Genomic DNA, 15,916 nt, shown 5'->3' on the forward strand with positions numbered 1-15,916 from the left:
GGAGGTGGTGGTCTGTGGTGCCGGGTCGTCCGGTCACAGATGTCGGTACACGTCCTCCAGCTTCAGGCCCCGCTTGATCATCATCACCTGCAGCCAGTAGACGAGCTGGGAGATCTCCTCGCCCAGCGATTCGTCGGACTCGTGCTCGGCCGCGAGCCACACCTCACCGGCTTCCTCGATGATCTTCTTGCCCAGGGTGTGCACACCCGAGTCGAGCGCGGCGACCGTGCCCGACCCCTTGGGGCGGTTCTCGGCCTTGTCGCTGAGTTCGGCGAACAGCTCCTCGAATGTCTTCACGATTCCTCATTTTGGCATGTCGCGATACGCGCGAGACCGCCGGTCCATGCCTCGGTGACGTCGTCGAGTCCCAATCCGACGAGAGACCGCCGGAAGACCCGCAGCGGACCGGGCTCGACCGGTGCCGCGGATTCGACGACGAGGGTGGGGCATCCAGCTGCCGACGCGGCCTGGGCGCCGGTCGGGGAATCCTCCACCGCCAGGCATTCGGCCGTCGGGAACCCGAGCAGCTCGGCGGCACGCATGTACGGGTCGGGGGCGGGTTTGCCGACGGCGACCTCGTCGCCGCAGACCGTGGCCGCGAAGCGATGACGGCCGATCGTCTCCAGCGCCACATCGGCCGCCTCTCGCACCGTGTTGGTGACCAGCGCCATCGGGATCCCGGCGCCGGCGATCAGTTCCAGCGCCTCGAGTGCGCCGGGTCGCCACGGGAGCCCCTCTTGGAAGAGTTCGGTCACCCGGTCCAGCGTCCACCGTCCATCGGCCGCCGGATTCCGGTCCTCGGGCGGAATCCCGACGGCATCGTGGACTTTTGCGAGCGCGTCGGGCAGGGAGTTGCCGAGCGTCGATTCGCGCAGTTCCGGGGTCATCGCGATGCCGTGGTGTGCCGCCAGCTCGGTCATCGCGATCTCCCAGATCGGCTCGGAGTCGAGCAGGGTGCCGTCCATGTCCCAGAGGACGGCGGCGGGAAGACGGAATGCGGAATCGGGGGTGTCGGTCACCCCTGCATCATCGCAACCCACTGTTCGGTCGGCTCGTCCGCCGGGTAGAACAGCTCGATCGTCAGCTCCTCGAGCGTGACGTCGCGGGGCGAGCCGAAGGTGGTCAGGGTGCTGAAGAAGGACAGGACCTGATCGCCGAGCGCGAGTTCGAGTGGGACCAGCAGCGACCCCACCTCCCCCGTTCCAGTCGACGCTCCCCCGCCGTCCAGGCCAGCGACGGTGGGATACGACGAGATCTCGCGCTCGAGTTGCGCAAGCCGTTCGTCACCGGTGATACGCACCATCCGGCGGAGCAGGTCGAGCAGGTAGGTCGCCCATTCGTCGAAGTTGTTCGTCATCTGCGCGAAGCCGTCGGGGTGCAGCGACACCCGGAACAGATTGACCGGTCTCGCCTGCAGCTCCTCCGGAAGCAGCGACAGCAACCGCATCGCGGTGTCGTTGGCCAGCACGACGTTCCACGCGCGGTCGAGGGCCATGCCCATGTTGGGGTTGTGTGCGTCGAGCAGACGTCTGACCTCGGCGCGCACCCGGGTCATGGTCTCCGAGTCGAGCGGCTCCTCGCTGTAGCGCGGGGCGTGACCGGCCGCGAGGAGGAGCGAATTGCGTTCTCGCAGAGGAATGTCGAGGCGTTCGGCGAGCACATGGAGCAACGCCGGACTCGGCCGCGACTTGCCCGTCTCGACGAAACTGAGGTGTTTCGGGGAGACCCCGACCTCGTAGGCCAGATCGAGTTGGCTGATGGACCGGCGAGACCGCCACTGCTGCAGCAGGGTTCCCACCTCGACGGTCATGGGGTCATCGTAGACAGCTCTCGATCAGCTCGAGTGAGTACGCGATGGTCTGGGCGAGAACGTCTTCGGGCTCGCCGTCGAACTCCTTGCGGGACGCCGAGACCTTGCCACGATGATCGAGCCCGAACCAGACGGTGCCCGGTGCGGCCTCGTCGGGTTCGGGGCCCGCCTCGCCGGTGACCGCGACGACGATCTCGGCGTCGAAGAGTCGCGCGGTGGTGGCGACCATCGCGCGGGCCGCGGTCTCGCTGACGACGGGTCCCTCGGGCACCTCGAGCAGGCCGAACTTCACGTCCTCGTGGTAGGCGATGACGCCGCCGCGGAACCAGTCACCGGCCTGCGGGGCCTTGCTCAGCTCACTCGCCAGGTTGCCGCCGGTCAGCGATTCAGCCACTGCGACGTGCACTCCCTGCTCCACGATCGCGTCGGCCAGACGCGCGCAGGTCTCGGAGAAATCGGTCACGTCGGACATCGGGTCACTCGCCTCTCGGTCGGTGTGCGGATTACGAACAGCACCCCGGACGGTATCCAGATCGGGGCCGGGTCAAACCACTACCTGGTAGGTAGTGGTGTCCGCGCCGACGCGGAGTCACCCTTGGCACATGACCCAGACCGGCACAATTCGGCCCACCACCGTCCTGATCTCCCCGGCGATGTCCGTGCCGGCCCGCGTCTACCGGCGATTGGTGGAGGCGTTGACCGGATATGGCCTCGAGGTGCGCGTGGTCCCGCGCCGCGGCGTCGAAGAAGGGGCCGTTCCGCCGTCACGTACCGCGGACTGGTCCTACGAGGACGAGGCCGCCGACCTCGCGGATGCGATCGCCGCGGCACGAGCCGAGATCCCGGGCGCGCGGGTCTTGGTGGTCGGACACAGCCTCGGCGCCCAGCTGGTCGCGATGGTGGCGCAAACGTCCGATCACACGCCCGACGGCATCGTCGCGATCGGCGCGTCGCTGCCGTCGTTCCGCCACTACGGGATCCGCGGCGTGCCCCTGGGTTCGATCGGTGCGGCCGTCGCTCCGGTGTCGGCCATCGTCGGCCATTGGCCGCGCCGAGGTTTCGGCGGGCCGACGCCCCGCACGCTGATGCGGCTGGGCTCGGATGGTCCTGACCGGTCGGGCGCCGTTCACGCTCGACCGGTCGATCGAGACGCCGACGCTGTCGGTCCGGCTCGACGGCGACGAGATCGTCACCGACGGCGCGGCAGCGGCGTTCGATGCCGCGTTCTCCCCGGAGGCGATCACGCACTGGCGCTACGACGACGCGCAGTGCCCTGCCGGTGGGATCACGACACACATCGGCTGGCTTCGCACGCCCGAGATCGTCGGTGCGCGGATCGCGGCGTGGTGGGACGCGCACACGACGGTCTCGCCGGCGGTCACCGAGTCCGGAACGCTCTGATCGGGACGGTCACGGCACCCAGGTCCCCGACGTGGCCTCGATCCGCTCACGGGTGCGAGCAGCCGTTCCACGGGCCCACGTCCCGGTCGAGACGAACGCGAGGACGAGGACTGCTGCGCCGCACAGCGCCATGCTGATCCACACCGGGCGGGCGGCCGCGGCCAGCCCGTCGGCGACCGATCCCTCGATCCCGGCGAAGGCCACCGCGCCGAACACCGCGACCCCGAGCGCGGTACCGACCTGACGGCCCGTCGAGGCCATGGCCGACGCCAGACCCGCTTGCGTACGGGGCATCCCGGACACCGCCCCGTTGGTGATCGGCGCGTTGAGGAATCCGAAACCGAGCCCGAAGACCAGGTACGCGGTGCCGACGTAGACGAGGGATGTGTCGTTGCCGAGGCCGGTGAGCAACAGGGCTCCCGCCACCATCCCGACGCCCCCGATCACCATCGGTGTCCGGGCTCCCCGATTCCCCACGAGCCGACCGGCGATGGGCGCGCAGACCACCGACGCGGCCGCCATCGGCAAGGTCATCAGTCCTGCGTTCAGCGGCGACATCCCGCGCACCTCCTGCAGGTACAGCGTGTTGAGGAACAGGAAGCCACCGGTCGCGGCGAAGGCGATGACCGCACACGCCACCGAACTGGAGAACGGCGCGCTCCGGAAGAACCGCGGGTCGAGCAGCGGCTCCTCCCGACGGCTCTCGTAGGTGATCATCGCGACGAGCGCGCACGCCGATACGGCGAAACACGCCAGCACTCCCGGCGACGTCCAACCCTGCGGACGCCCCTCGATGATGGCGAAGGTGAGGGTCGCGAGGAGGGTCAGGATCAGCACCTGACCGACCGGGTCCGCGCGACGAGCGTGCTCGGCCCTCGACTCCGGTACGAAACGCATCGTCAGAGCGAGAGCGAGCAGGCAGACCGGCACATTGAGCCAGAAGATCGCCTCCCAGCCGATGCCGGAGACGAGCGCCCCGCCGACGATCGGGCCGAAGGCAAGGCTCATCCCGAAGGCGGTGCCCCACAACCCGATTGCCTGAGCCCGTTCGCGCGGATCGACGAAGACGTTGGTGACGATCGACAGCGCGACCGGATTGAGCATCGCCCCGCCGACGGCCTGCAGCATGCGCGCCCCGATGAGCACCTCGGGTGTGGGTGCCAGCGAACACAACACCGAGGCGACGCCGAAGGTCACCAGGCCGGTCTGGAAGATCCGCTTGCGGCCCAGGCGATCGCCGAGGGATCCGCCGAAGATCAGCAGGCTCGCGATCACCAGCGCGTACGAGTCGAGGATCCACTGCAGCTGCGCCGGCGTCGCGCCGAGGTCCGAACTGATCGACGGCAGCGCAACATTCACTGCCGAGACGTCGAGGCCGACGATGAACAGACTGAGGCAGCAGGTGGCGAGGATGACGAGCCGGTCCCGCCGCGTCAGTGTTCCGTCGGCCGATCGGGCGCGCAGCGCAGCGCGGGCGGCGTTCACGACTCGGCCGCCGCGCGGAGAAGATCGAGCAGATCGGCGAGCTGCCGGAGCTGCGCCTCGTCGAGCGCGGCGAACATGTCGGGGGCAGTGGCGGGGTTCGCGGTCACCTCGTCCACCACGCGACGCCCCATATCGGTGACGGTGACGCGTTTGCACCGGCCGTCGTCGGCGTCGGGCTCCCTCGTCACGAGCCCGCGGGCGACGAGATCGTTGACGATCCCGCTCATCGCCGATGCGTCCACACCCATCTGCTCAGCGAGATCACGCTGCGTCATGGGCCGCACCGCCACGCGACGGAGTGCACGGAACCTGCTGAAGGGGATGTCGATGACCTCGCTGATCCGGGTGCGGGACTCCTTGGCCTGATCACGCACGAGGCTGTTCATGGTGAACCACACCTCGGTCGCGGTCTGCGAGCGGGCACCCGGGCCGACATCAGTTGTAGACATACAACGATTGTAGATTTACAACTATACGCCTCGGCAACCGCCGTAGGCTGGCTGCAGCACCGTCGAACGAAAGCTGGCCGCCATGTCGAAGGTCCTCGTCATCGGACACCGCAACCCCGACACCGACGCCATCGGTTCCGCGATCGGCCTGGCTCGCCTCGAACAGGCACTCGGCGTCGACGCCGAGGCCGTCGCACTCGGCACCCCCGGCCGCGAGACGGCCTTCGCCCTGGAACACTTCGGACTGCAGGCGCCGCGCGTCATCGAGCACGCGAGCCCCCACGACGTGATGCTCGTCGACCACAACGAACGCCGGCAGAGCGTCGCCGACATCGCCGACGTCACCGTCCGCAAGGTGATCGACCACCACCGCATCGCCAACTTCGAGACCGCCGCGCCGCTGTACATGCGAGTGGAGCCGGTGGGATGTACGTGTTCGATCCTGACGCGCATGTACGCGGAGAGCGAGGTCGAGATCCCCGCCGACACCGCCGGGATCATGTTGTCGGCGATCATCTCCGACACCCTCCTGCTGAACTCCCCCACGACCACCGACTCCGACCGGATCGCCGCCGAGGAACTCGCGTCGATCGCCGGCGTCGACCTCGAGGACTACGGGAACCGATTGCTCCGCGCCGGAACGGAACTCGGCGACACCCCGGTGGCGTCGATCATCGGACTCGACGCCAAGACCTTCACGATGGGATCGGTCAGCGTGCGCGTCGCGCAACTGACCACCGTCGACGCCGACGCCGTCCTCGCCCGCCGCGACGAGTTTTTCGAGGCCATGGCCGCCGAGAAGGAGACCGCGGGTCACGACCTGTTCCTCCTCTTGATCACCGATGTGATCGCCTGCGACTCCGACCTCCTGGTGGTCGGTGAACCCGTGGACGCCGTCGAACGTGCACTCGGGATCACGATCGCCGACGGCCACGCGTTCGCCAAGGGCATAGTCTCGCGGAAGAAGCAGATCGTGCCGCAGCTGACGGATGGGTTCGCCTGACATCCCTATGACCTGAGATCAGTCACCGAGGCCCTCACCGTGCCGGCCTGCGCCGCCGGCGAACCGCGCTGCGCCGGTGAGGGTGTCCGCAGCGAGCGACACCATGCCGTGGCGCAGTTCGTTGCTCATCGCGGCATCGACATCCTGGCCGTGCTGTTCCAGGACCGACATCCGATCCTGGCGAAGGCACGTCTGTGGGAACTGCGCGATCTGGGTCGCGAGCTCGACGGCGGCGTCGAGCGCCGTCCCCGACGGCACCACGCGATTCGCGAGTCCGATCTGCAACGCCTCGTCGGCCGCGACAGCACGCCCGGTGAGGATGAGATCCATCGCGCGGCTCTCCCCGATCAGCCGCGGAAGCCGTACCGTCCCACCGTCGATCAGCGGGACACCCCAGCGCCGGCAGAACACACCGAACACGGCATCCTCGTCGACGACGCGCATGTCCGCCCAGAGGGCGAGTTCGAGTCCACCCGCGACGGCGTGACCGGAGATCGCCGCGATCACCGGCTTGGACAACCGCATCCGGGTCGGCCCCATCGGGCCGTCACCGTCGGCTTCCACCCGGTTCGGGGTGCCGTCGGCGATGGCCTTGAGATCGGCTCCGGCGCAGAACGTCCCGCCTTCTCCGTACAGCACGGCGACCGACACGGACTCGTCGGCGTCGAACCGACGGAACGCGTCGGCCAGAGCGTCGGCGGTCGCGCGGTCGACGGCGTTGCGGCGGTCGGGACGATCGATCCCGATGACCCGGACCGGTCCCTGCGACCGTTCGATCACTCCCGACACGCCCATCGCCCCCTGCTCAGATGTCGAAGCCTCAGGTGTTGAAGTACTTGGCTTCCGGGTGGTGCAGCACGAACGCATCCGTGGACTGCTCCGGATGGAGCTGCAGCTCCTCCGAGAGCTGGACACCGATCCGCTCCGGCTCGAGCAGCTCGATCATCTTCGCGCGGTCCTCGAGATCGGGGCAGGCGCCGTAACCGAAGGAGAAACGCGCACCGCGGTATTCGAGGTCGAAGAACCCCTGGGCGTGTTCGGGATCCTCGCTGTCCATCGACCGGTCGCCGAACTTCAGCTCGCTGCGCACACGCTGATGCCAGTACTCGGCGAGCGCCTCGGTCAACTGCACACCGATGCCGTGCACCTCCAGGTAGTCGCGGTAGGCGTCCTCGGCGAACAGTTTGTTCGCGAAGTCGGCGATCGGCTGTCCCATGGTGACGAGCTGGAACGGCATGACGTCGACCCGCCCGGCGGCCTTCGCGGCCTCGCGCGACTGGATGAAGTCGGCGATACACAGGAACCTCGACCGCTGCTGGCGCGGGAACGAGAAGCTGAACCGCACCGGCGCATCGGGGTGCGGCTCGGTGAGCACGTGGACGGTGTCGCCCTCGCTGACTGCCGGGTAGTAGCCGTACACGACTGCGGCGTGCTGCAAGATGTTCTCGGTCGCGAGCCGATCGATCCAGTAGCGCAGACGCGGCCGGCCCTCGGACTCGACGAGCTCCTCATACGACGGGCCGTCGCCGCCGCGAGCGCCACGCAGACCCCACTGGCCGAGGAACAGCGCGCGCTCGTCGAGCAACTGCAGGTAGTCGGCGATCGGCACACCCTTGACGATGCGCGAACCCCAGAACGGCGGGGTCGGGATCTCGTTGTCGGCAGCCACATCCGACCGCGCCGGCACCTCGACGGGCTCCTCGGCGGCCTTGCGCTTCGCGGCGATGCGCTTGGACCGCTCGTGCCGAGCCTTGCGCTCGGCGGTCTTGGCCGCCTCGGCCTTGGCCTCGTCGCTGTCCGGGTCGGGTCCGCCACCGCGCTTGCGGGCCATGATGCCATCCATCAGACGCAGGCCCTCGAAAGCGTCACGCGCATAGTGCACGTCGCCCTCGTAGACGTCTGACAGGTCGTTCTCGACATACGAACGCGTCAGCGCCGCACCACCGAGCAGGACCGGGTATTCCTCGGCGAGACCACGCGTGTTGATCTCCTCGAGGTTCTCCTTCATGACGACGGTAGACTTCACGAGCAGACCGGACATGCCGATGACGTCGGCCTTCTTGTCCGCGGCGACGTCGAGGATGGTCGTGATCGGCTGCTTGATGCCGATGTTGACGACTTCGTATCCGTTGTTGGACAGGATGATGTCGACGAGGTTCTTGCCGATGTCGTGCACGTCGCCCTTGACGGTCGCCAGCACGATCCGGCCCTTGCCGTCCTCGCCGGTCGCCTCCATGTGTGGTTCGAGGTGGGCGACAGCGGCTTTCATGACCTCGGCGGACTGCAGCACGAACGGCAGCTGCATCTGACCCGAGCCGAACAGCTCGCCGACGGTCTTCATCCCCGACAGCAGCGTGTCGTTGATGATCGACAGCGGCGGGACCTGTGTCATCGCCTCGTCGAGATCGTCGGTGAGACCGTTGCGCTCACCGTCGACGATGCGTCGTTCCAGCCGCTCGAACAGCGGCAGCTGGGCCAGTTCCTGGGCGCGCGACTCGCGAGCCGACGCGGCCGAGACACCCTCGAACAGCTCCATCAGCTTCTGCAGCGGGTCGTAACCCTCGCGTCGGCGGTCGTAGACCAGATCCAGGGCGACCTGACGGTGCTCCTCCGGGATACGTGCCATCGGCAGGATCTTCGACGCGTGCACGATCGCGGTGTCGAGGCCGGCCTGCACGCACTCGTGCAGGAACACCGAGTTCAGCACCTGCCGGGCGGCCGGGTTCAGGCCGAACGAGATGTTGGAGATACCCAGCGTGAAGTGCACGTCGGGATGCGACTCGTGCAGCCGGCGAATGGCCTCGATGGTTTCGATGCCGTCGCGCCGGACCTCCTCCTGACCCGTCGAGATCGGGAAGGTCAGGGCATCGATGATGATGTCTTCCTCGGCGAGACCCCAGTTGCCGGTGATGTCGTCGATCAGACGCTCGGCGACCCGGACCTTCCAGTCCGCGGTACGCGCCTGCCCCTCCTCGTCGATGGTCAGCGCGACGACCGCCGCGCCGTGTTCGACGACGAGACGCATGATCTTGTTGAACCGCGAGTCCGGCCCGTCGCCGTCCTCGTAGTTCACCGAGTTCACCGCGCAACGCCCGCCGAGCGCCTCGAGACCCGCGCGGATGACCTCCGGCTCGGTCGAGTCGAGCATGATCGGCAGCGTCGACGACGTCGCGAAGCGGCTCGCGAGAGCGGTCATGTCCGCGGCGCCGTCACGACCGACGTAGTCGACGTTCAGGTCGAGCATGTGCGCGCCGTCGCGGGTCTGGTCCTTGGCGATGTCGAGGCACTTCTGGTAGTCCTCGGCGATCATCGCCTCACGGAATGCTTTGGAGCCGTTGGTGTTCGTGCGCTCACCGATGACCAGGAAGCTCGCGTCCTGATCGAAGGGCACCGCGGTGTAGAGAGACGACGTCTCCGACTCGTGCTGAGGCGCGCGCGTCGCGGGGGTGACCTGCGCGACCGCTTCGGCGACCTGGCGGATGTGCTCCGGCGTGGTGCCGCAGCAACCGCCGACGAAGGACAGTCCGAACTCGCCGACGAACTGGGCCATCGACTCGGCAAGTTCCTCCGGCGTCAGTGGGTACTCGGCACCGTTTGCGCCGAGCACGGGCAGACCGGCGTTGGGCATGACCGACACCGGGATGCGCGCATGCTTCGACAGGTAGCGCAGGTGCTCGCTCATCTCCGCCGGACCGGTGGCGCAGTTCAGGCCGATGAGGTCGACGCCCAGCGGCTCGATGGCTGCCAGCGCGGCACCGATCTCCGAACCCAGCAGCATCGTGCCGGTCGTCTCGACCGTGACGTGGCTGATGATCGGGATGCGGCGACCCACCTGATCCATGGCGCGCTGTGCCGCGATCACCGCGGCCTTCACCTGCAGCAGGTCCTGGGAGGTCTCGATGAGCACCGCGTCGGCGCCGCCCTCGAGCATGCCGATGACACATTCGGTGTAGGCGTCGCGGATCGTGGCGAACGTCGTGTGCCCGAGGCTGGGCAGCTTGGTGCCCGGGCCCATCGAACCGAGCACGTACCGGTCGATGCCGTCGGCGGACGGACCCATCTCGTCGGCCACCCCGCGAGCGATCGCGGTGCCCTTGTAGGCCAGCTCTCGGATACGGTCGGCGATGTCGTAGTCACCGAGGTTCGACAGGTTACAGCCGAAGGTGTTGGTCTCCACGGCGTCGGCGCCGGCCTCGAAGTAGGCGCGATGGATGCCTTCGAGGATGTCGGGGCGGGTGTCGTTGAGGATCTCGTTACAACCCTCGAGCTGGTTGAAGTCATCGAGGGTGAGGTCCGCGGCCTGGAGCATCGTGCCCATCGCCCCGTCGCCGATCAGCACGCGTCGCGACATCGACGACATGAAGGTCGTGTCGAAGTCGCTCGGTCGATGGCCGGAGTTTTCGAAGGACATGGTTGACAGCGTAGTTCGCCCTCTCTGCGTGTTCGGTCGTAGGCTGGTTCGGTGAACGCTGAGCAGATGTCGAACCTCCCCCAGCTGCGCAGACCCATTCTGCTCGCGGCTTTTGAAGGATGGAACGACGCCGGGGACGCCGCCAGCAGCGCCGTCGAGCACCTCGCCCTCGAGTGGGACGCTCGTCCCCTCGCCGACATCGACTCTGATGAATACTACGACTTCCAGGTCAACCGCCCCACTGTCAAGCAGGTGGACGGCGTGACCCGGCGTATCGAGTGGCCGACGACGTCGATCTCGTACTGCAGTCCGCGCGGCGCCGACCGCGACATCGTGCTGGTCCGCGGCATCGAACCGAACATGCGGTGGCGTGCGTTCTGCGCCGAAATCGTCGAACTGGCCCAGGAGCTCGAGGTCGAGACCACCGTCATGCTGGGTGCGCTGCTCGCCGACACCCCGCACACCCGCCCGGTGCCCGTCACCGGAACGGCCTACAGCAGTGAGTCGGCGGCCCGGTACAACCTCACGGAGAGCCGCTACGAGGGCCCCACGGGCATCACCGGCGTGCTGCAGGACCTCTTCGTGCAGGCGGGCCTGCCCGCAGTGTCCTTCTGGGCCGCGGTGCCGCACTATGTGTCGACCCCGCCCAACCCGAAGGCCACCGTCGCGTTGCTGACGCGCGTCGAGGAGGTCCTCGACATCGAGGTCCCGCTCGGCACCCTGCCCGAGCAGGCCGAGGAGTGGGAGCGCGCGGTCACCGAGATGACCGAGGACGACGAGGAGATCGCCGACTACGTCCGCGGGCTCGAGGAGCGCGGTGACGCCGAGATGGATCCCGACGAGATGATGGCGAAGATCGACGGAGATGCCCTCGCCGCCGAGTTCGAGCGTTATCTCAAGCGTCGCGGCCAGGGGCCGTTCGGCGGGTGAGCAGCCACCGATCGACGTCGGCGCGACGTGCCGGTGTCGCGGGTGCGGTCGGTCTGGGGTGTCACGACAGCCGCGGTCGCCGGCTATGTCACCCGGAACCTGACCTACGACCGCCGGGAGGCGTCCCTCCTCGCCTCGAGCGGGATGACCCCACGGTCGGTCACCATGCCCGACGGCGCGGTGATCGGCTACGGAGAGGGCCCGCCGGGCGGTGAACCGCTCCTGCTCATCCCCGGACAACAGGTCTCGTGGACCGACTACGCGTCCGTGCTCGGCGCACTGTCAGCCGACTGGCATGTCTTCGCGGTGGACTGCTTCGGCCACGGCGGTTCCGCCAAGGAGCCGGCGCTGTATCCGGCCCTGCCGCAGACCGAGGCCCTGGCCTGGTTCGTCGAGAACGTGGTCGGCGCACCCGTCGTCGTGGCCGGTCATTCCTCCGGCGGGCTCCTGGCCGCACGCCTCGCCGCAGACTTCCCCGCCCTCGTCCGCGCCGCCCTCATCGAGGACGCACCGTTCTTCGGCACCGAACCCGACCGCGCGCACGCGACCTACGCCTGGCTCGACACGTTCCGGAACATCCACCGCCATCTCGAGGCCGGCACCTCAGCGAATGCGGACAGCTGGACCCGGTTCTGGGTCCGGCACAGCCACCTGCAGACGATGTTCGGCGACCGCGCGTGGAAGGCGTTGGTGCGCGGTCCGCTGGAGCGACGCCTCGACCGGGATCCGCACGTGATCCCGAAGCTGTGGTGGCTGCCGCCGACCCTCAACCGCGCCATCGCACTCACGGCGTGTCTACAGGACGGGACCGGCGACTACGACCTGCGCTACGGGGAGATGTTCTACGACGGCACGTGGCTCGCCGGATACGACCAGGCCGAGACCCTCCGCCGGGTCCTCGTGCCCACGACACTGCTGCACACGACGACCCACGAGCAGGACGGCGTCCTGCTGGGCGCGATGACCTCCGACGATGCTGTCCGGGCACACACGCTCATGCCGGACTGCCTGCTGATCGACCGCATCCCGTCGGGACACGACATCCACCGGCAGCGGCCATCGCTCTACGTCGACGCCCTGAACGCGCTACGGGATCGGATCCGCGGTTAGCTCAGCCGATCTTCTCGATCGACACGACCGGGGTGGTGATCCGCCACGTGCGAACGTCGGGATCGTCGGCGGCCCGTACCCAGAACTGCGCGGACTCGCCGAGCCGGCAGGACTTCACCCCGAGCAACGGGATGTCCTCGGAATCACGGCGCAGCCGACTGACGGTCCAGTCCTCGCTGTCCGTGCCGCCGACTCCGGGGGCACGCAACAGCGTCATCTCCCCGAAGTCGAGCAGGTAGGTGGAAGTCCGGGTGACCACGGTGAACACCCCGGAGTCGGTGTCTGGTCTGATCTCTTGCACGCGCGCCACGAGAGCACTGTACCCAGAGCGGTCACTCACTGTTCGCCCCGTACAACCCGGAAGGATCAGTCCTGCCGGGTCGCCGGAATGCCGAGCAGGGCGTCGACCGCGGCGGCCAGTGCCGCGGGCGCCTCCGCCGACGACCCGATGCCGCTCCGCACATCGGCACACCAGGCGTCTACTGCGGCAAGTGCTTTCGGGGTGTCGAGATCGTCGGCCAGGTGCTGGCGGACACGTGCGATGACGTCGGTCGCGTCGGGTCCGGTCGCCGCGGCGAAGGCGGTGCGCCAGCGATCGAGACGTTCGACAGCGGTGTCGAGCACCGACTGGGTCCACATGCGGTCACCGCGGTAGTGGTCGGCGAGCAGGGCCAGACGGATCGCCGCCGGGTCGACGCCCTCTCGACGCAGCACCGACACGAACACCAGGTTGCCGCGGCTCTTCGACATCTTCTCGCCGTCGAGTCCGACCATGCCGGTGTGTACGTAGTGGCGGGCGAAACGCCGCGAATCCGTGAGCGCCTCACCGTGGGCGGCCGAGAACTCGTGGTGCGGGAAGATCAGGTCGTTGCCGCCGCCCTGGATGTCGAACTCGATGCCGAGCCGGTTCAGCGCAATCGCCGAGCACTCGATGTGCCAGCCCGGACGTCCCGGACCGAACGGCGAGTCCCACGACGGTTCGCCCTCCCGCTTCGCGCGCCACAACAGGGCGTCGAGGGGATCACGCTTGCCCGCACGGTCGGGGTCGCCGCCACGCTCGGCGAAGAATCGGGCCATGGTCTCGCGGTCGTAGCCGGACTCGTAGCCGAACTGCTCGGTGGCGTCGGTCCGGAAGTAGACGTCGGGGTACTCGGCGTCGTCGACGGTATAGGCGGCACCCGAGGCGAGCAGCTTCTCGACGACCTCGATGACCTCGCCGATCGACTCGACGGCACCGATGTAGTCGCGCGGCGGTAGCACGCGCAGAGCGGTCATGTCGTCGCGGAAGAGCTGGGTCTCGCGCGCACCGAGATCGCGCCAGTCGACGCCGTCGCGGTCGGCGCGCTCGAACAGCGGATCGTCGACGTCGGTCACGTTCTGCACGTAGTGGACGTCGTGCCCCTGGTCGCGCAGGACGCGATTGACCTGATCGAAGGTGAGATACGTGGCGGCGTGACCGAGGTGGGTCGCGTCGTACGGGGTGATCCCGCAGACATACATGGTGGCGGTCTGGCCGGGGGTCACCGGACGGACCGCACGATCGGCGGTGTCATAGAGGCGAAGGGCAGGTCCCTCGCCGGGTACCTCCGGAAGTTCCACATCGGGCCACGACTGCATGGCGTCCACTGTATTGCCCACGGACCGCGAGGTCTTCACGGCCCGGCCGGTGGCGGCGTCGGCCGGCGACGCGGATCACAGCGGGACGTCAGAACGGCGGCCAGGGAATGGGCCGGTGGCCCGGCGGGAGCGGCATGGTCTCACTCTCGGCGACCACGATCGCCCGGACCGTCAGTGCGTCGACCTCGTCGGCGGTGATGTGACGCAACAGCTCGTCTCGCAGCGCACACCCGTCGGTCTCCAGCTTCTCGGCCAGTTCGGCGACGTCGGCGACCAGGTGCCCGGGCACCTGCTCCCCCGCCCAGCCCCACAGCACGGTACGGAGCTTGTCCTCGGAGTGCAGGCAGATGCCGTGGTCGATGCCGTAGACCCCGCCGTCGAGGCCTTCGAGGACGTGGCCGCCCTTCCGGTCGGCGTTGTTCAGCACGACGTCGAGCACCGAGAGCCGCTGGAGTCGCGGGTCGTCGGCATGGACGAGCACGACGGGTTCACCGTATGGGTCGTAGGCCTGGAGCACGGCGAAGAAGCCGGTCGGTACCCGGTCGACCGGACACAGGTCGACGAGGTCGATGCGCGGCTGGTTCTCGGCGGGCGGGTGTTCGGTGTTGTCCGGCGTCTCGATCCAGCGTTGGACCATCCCCGGACCGACCGGTCCGTCGCGGTGGATCGTCGTCGGGATGGCGCCCCAGCCGAGGGCCTCCGAGATCAGGTACGACGCGACCTCGCGGCCGGCGAGCGTGCCGTCCGGGAAGTCCCACAGCGGGACCTCGCCGCGGACCGGCTTGTACACGCAGCGGACGGTCTGTTCGTCGAGTACGGCGTCGCACACGAGGGTGGCGTTGCTCGCCGACGGGATCCGGCCGAGGATCGTCAGTTCGCCGTCGCGGAGGATCTCGAGCGTCGACGCCTCAGCGGGCACCGGGTCCGAGGGCTCGGGTTGCGGGCTCGCGGCCTCCGACGTCAACGACCGTGCCCCTGTCTCACGGCTGGGAGGGTCCGGACGTGCCCGGATCCTCGTCGTCGGAATCCTCCGGGTCGTCGTCCTCGTCGACGAGGAAGCTCGGATCAGTCTGCGCCGCAAGGCTGTTGAACACCTCGGGGTCGATGAAGTCGATCGACTTGCTCAGCTGCGCATCACGCTTGTAGCCGTTGGTGCGCACGCACAGGTGACCTTCGGGGTCGAGCGGTTCGCTGCACAGCGGGCACGGCTGGCGGCCGGCCGAGATGACCTTCGACGACCGGGCCGCGAATTCCCGTGCGGCCGTGGTGGTCAGGAAGACCCGTACCGCGTCCGGCCCCTCGTCGGTGTCGTCGAGCACGACACTCTCGTCGAACTCCCCCTCGGTGATGGCGAGGAGCTCCACCACGACGGCCTCGGATTCGGCGTCCCAGCCCAGTCCCATGGTGCCGACCCGGAATTCGGCGTCGACCGGCATGACGAGTGGGCTCAGGTCGCCGACACGGTCGGTGGCCGGCGGGATCGGGGTGCCGAAGCGACGGTGGATCTCGTCGAGGAGCGCGCCGATCCGGTCCGCGAGGATCTGGACCTGCTGCTTCTCGAGCATCACGCTGATGATGCGGGTCTCGTGGACGGCCTGGAGGTAGAACGTGCGGTCGCCGGGTTGGCCGATCGTGCCGGCGACGAACCGGTCCGGGCTGCGGAACACGTGGATCGCTCGGGACATCACACCTCCTTGATT

The 15,916-nt window shown here is 68.3% G+C and carries 16 protein-coding genes and 1 pseudogene; 5 read left to right on the plus strand and 12 right to left on the minus strand.

Going from position 1 to position 15,916, the window contains the following annotated elements:
* Positions 1-33 precede the first annotated feature (33 nt).
* From RVF83_RS18785 to RVF83_RS18800, 4 genes are read right to left on the minus strand one after another with little or no spacing between them, the layout of a single operon-like run.
* A complete protein-coding gene (locus RVF83_RS18785) occupies positions 34-297 on the minus strand; it encodes a phosphoribosyl-ATP diphosphatase (protein WP_005200021.1) in 264 nt (87 codons plus the stop codon).
* Positions 294-1,019, minus strand: a complete 726-nt coding sequence (locus RVF83_RS18790; protein ID WP_005200022.1) for an HAD family hydrolase — start codon at positions 1,017-1,019, stop codon at positions 294-296. Before RVF83_RS18790 ends, RVF83_RS18785 begins: the two co-directional genes overlap by 4 nt.
* Positions 1,016-1,810, minus strand: coding sequence for a helix-turn-helix transcriptional regulator (locus RVF83_RS18795; RefSeq protein WP_005200023.1), 795 nt, complete (start codon positions 1,808-1,810; stop codon positions 1,016-1,018). Before RVF83_RS18795 ends, RVF83_RS18790 begins: the two co-directional genes overlap by 4 nt.
* A 4-nt stretch (positions 1,811-1,814) precedes the next feature.
* On the minus strand, positions 1,815-2,282 hold the full coding sequence (locus tag RVF83_RS18800) for a CinA family protein (RefSeq protein WP_005200024.1): 468 nt from the start codon (positions 2,280-2,282) through the stop codon (positions 1,815-1,817).
* Positions 2,283-2,463: 181 nt separating this feature from the next.
* Here RVF83_RS18800 and RVF83_RS18805 point away from each other — a divergent pair.
* Together RVF83_RS18805 and RVF83_RS18810 are read left to right on the plus strand one after the other, a co-directional pair.
* Positions 2,464-2,703, plus strand: a pseudogene (locus RVF83_RS18805) (alpha/beta fold hydrolase); the annotation flags it as partial.
* A 208-nt stretch (positions 2,704-2,911) separates the two neighbouring features.
* On the plus strand, positions 2,912-3,211 hold the full coding sequence (locus tag RVF83_RS18810) for a hypothetical protein (protein WP_005200025.1): 300 nt from the start codon (positions 2,912-2,914) through the stop codon (positions 3,209-3,211).
* Between the two features lie 9 nt (positions 3,212-3,220).
* On the opposite strand, the gene RVF83_RS18815 is transcribed toward RVF83_RS18810, so the two are convergent.
* Together RVF83_RS18815 and RVF83_RS18820 are read right to left on the minus strand one after the other, a co-directional pair.
* Positions 3,221-4,696 carry an MFS transporter gene (locus RVF83_RS18815; RefSeq protein ID WP_005200026.1) on the minus strand — a complete coding sequence of 492 codons (1,476 nt, stop codon included), beginning with the start codon at positions 4,694-4,696 and terminating at the stop codon, positions 3,221-3,223.
* Positions 4,693-5,145 carry a MarR family winged helix-turn-helix transcriptional regulator gene (locus RVF83_RS18820; RefSeq protein WP_005200027.1) on the minus strand — a complete coding sequence of 151 codons (453 nt, stop codon included), beginning with the start codon at positions 5,143-5,145 and terminating at the stop codon, positions 4,693-4,695. Before RVF83_RS18820 ends, RVF83_RS18815 begins: the two co-directional genes overlap by 4 nt.
* A gap of 82 nt (positions 5,146-5,227) precedes the next feature.
* Between RVF83_RS18820 and RVF83_RS18825 the strand changes: the two genes are divergently transcribed.
* The gene (locus RVF83_RS18825) at positions 5,228-6,148 is read left to right on the plus strand and encodes a manganese-dependent inorganic pyrophosphatase (RefSeq protein ID WP_005200028.1); all 921 of its coding nucleotides are present in this window, start codon (positions 5,228-5,230) and stop codon (positions 6,146-6,148) included.
* Between the two features lie 18 nt (positions 6,149-6,166).
* Here the strand turns inward: RVF83_RS18825 and RVF83_RS18830 are convergent, their stop codons facing one another.
* Positions 6,167-6,943, minus strand: coding sequence for a crotonase/enoyl-CoA hydratase family protein (locus tag RVF83_RS18830; protein ID WP_005200029.1), 777 nt, complete (start codon positions 6,941-6,943; stop codon positions 6,167-6,169).
* Between the two features lie 25 nt (positions 6,944-6,968).
* Entirely contained in the window at positions 6,969-10,559 is a 3,591-nt protein-coding gene (gene metH / locus RVF83_RS18835; RefSeq protein WP_039880955.1) for a methionine synthase, read from the minus strand.
* A 51-nt stretch (positions 10,560-10,610) separates the two neighbouring features.
* Between metH and RVF83_RS18840 the strand changes: the two genes are divergently transcribed.
* Both RVF83_RS18840 and RVF83_RS18845 read left to right on the plus strand, forming a co-directional pair.
* Positions 10,611-11,489 (plus strand): PAC2 family protein, encoded by an 879-nt coding sequence (locus RVF83_RS18840; protein WP_005200031.1) that lies wholly within the window; start codon positions 10,611-10,613, stop codon positions 11,487-11,489.
* 42 nt (positions 11,490-11,531) lie between these two features.
* Complete coding sequence (locus RVF83_RS18845) at positions 11,532-12,599, plus strand: alpha/beta hydrolase (RefSeq protein ID WP_341261969.1); 1,068 nt, start codon at positions 11,532-11,534, stop codon at positions 12,597-12,599.
* Between the two features lies 1 nt (position 12,600).
* Here the strand turns inward: RVF83_RS18845 and RVF83_RS18850 are convergent, their stop codons facing one another.
* The 4 genes from RVF83_RS18850 to RVF83_RS18865 form a co-directional block, all read right to left on the minus strand.
* Entirely contained in the window at positions 12,601-12,909 is a 309-nt protein-coding gene (locus tag RVF83_RS18850) for a hypothetical protein (protein ID WP_006360419.1), read from the minus strand.
* A gap of 56 nt (positions 12,910-12,965) precedes the next feature.
* Entirely contained in the window at positions 12,966-14,216 is a 1,251-nt protein-coding gene (mshC, locus tag RVF83_RS18855) for a cysteine--1-D-myo-inosityl 2-amino-2-deoxy-alpha-D-glucopyranoside ligase (RefSeq protein WP_005200034.1), read from the minus strand.
* A gap of 88 nt (positions 14,217-14,304) precedes the next feature.
* Positions 14,305-15,180, minus strand: a complete 876-nt coding sequence (locus tag RVF83_RS18860; protein WP_005200035.1) for an SCO1664 family protein — start codon at positions 15,178-15,180, stop codon at positions 14,305-14,307.
* Between the two features lie 16 nt (positions 15,181-15,196).
* Positions 15,197-15,901 (minus strand): DUF3090 domain-containing protein, encoded by a 705-nt coding sequence (locus tag RVF83_RS18865; RefSeq protein WP_005200036.1) that lies wholly within the window; start codon positions 15,899-15,901, stop codon positions 15,197-15,199.
* Positions 15,902-15,916 lie beyond the last annotated feature (15 nt).

Source organism: Gordonia rubripertincta, from assembly GCF_038024875.1.
GTDB lineage: Bacteria > Actinomycetota > Actinomycetes > Mycobacteriales > Mycobacteriaceae > Gordonia > Gordonia rubripertincta.

What these genes read in the sequence shown, in the direction of transcription:
- RVF83_RS18795 (WP_005200023.1), bottom strand. Translation starts at nt 1,810, where the DNA reads ATGACCGTCGAGGTGGGAACCCTGCTGCAGCAGTGGCGGTCTCGCCGG.
- RVF83_RS18800 (WP_005200024.1), bottom strand. Translation starts at nt 2,282, where the DNA reads ATGTCCGACGTGACCGATTTCTCCGAGACCTGCGCGCGTCTGGCCGAC.
- RVF83_RS18810 (WP_005200025.1), top strand. Translation starts at nt 2,912, where the DNA reads ATGGTCCTGACCGGTCGGGCGCCGTTCACGCTCGACCGGTCGATCGAG.
- RVF83_RS18820 (WP_005200027.1), bottom strand. Translation starts at nt 5,145, where the DNA reads ATGTCTACAACTGATGTCGGCCCGGGTGCCCGCTCGCAGACCGCGACC.
- RVF83_RS18825 (WP_005200028.1), top strand. Translation starts at nt 5,228, where the DNA reads ATGTCGAAGGTCCTCGTCATCGGACACCGCAACCCCGACACCGACGCC.
- RVF83_RS18830 (WP_005200029.1), bottom strand. Translation starts at nt 6,943, where the DNA reads ATGGGCGTGTCGGGAGTGATCGAACGGTCGCAGGGACCGGTCCGGGTC.
- metH (WP_039880955.1), bottom strand. Translation starts at nt 10,559, where the DNA reads ATGTCCTTCGAAAACTCCGGCCATCGACCGAGCGACTTCGACACGACC.
- mshC (WP_005200034.1), bottom strand. Translation starts at nt 14,216, where the DNA reads ATGCAGTCGTGGCCCGATGTGGAACTTCCGGAGGTACCCGGCGAGGGA.
- RVF83_RS18865 (WP_005200036.1), bottom strand. Translation starts at nt 15,901, where the DNA reads ATGTCCCGAGCGATCCACGTGTTCCGCAGCCCGGACCGGTTCGTCGCC.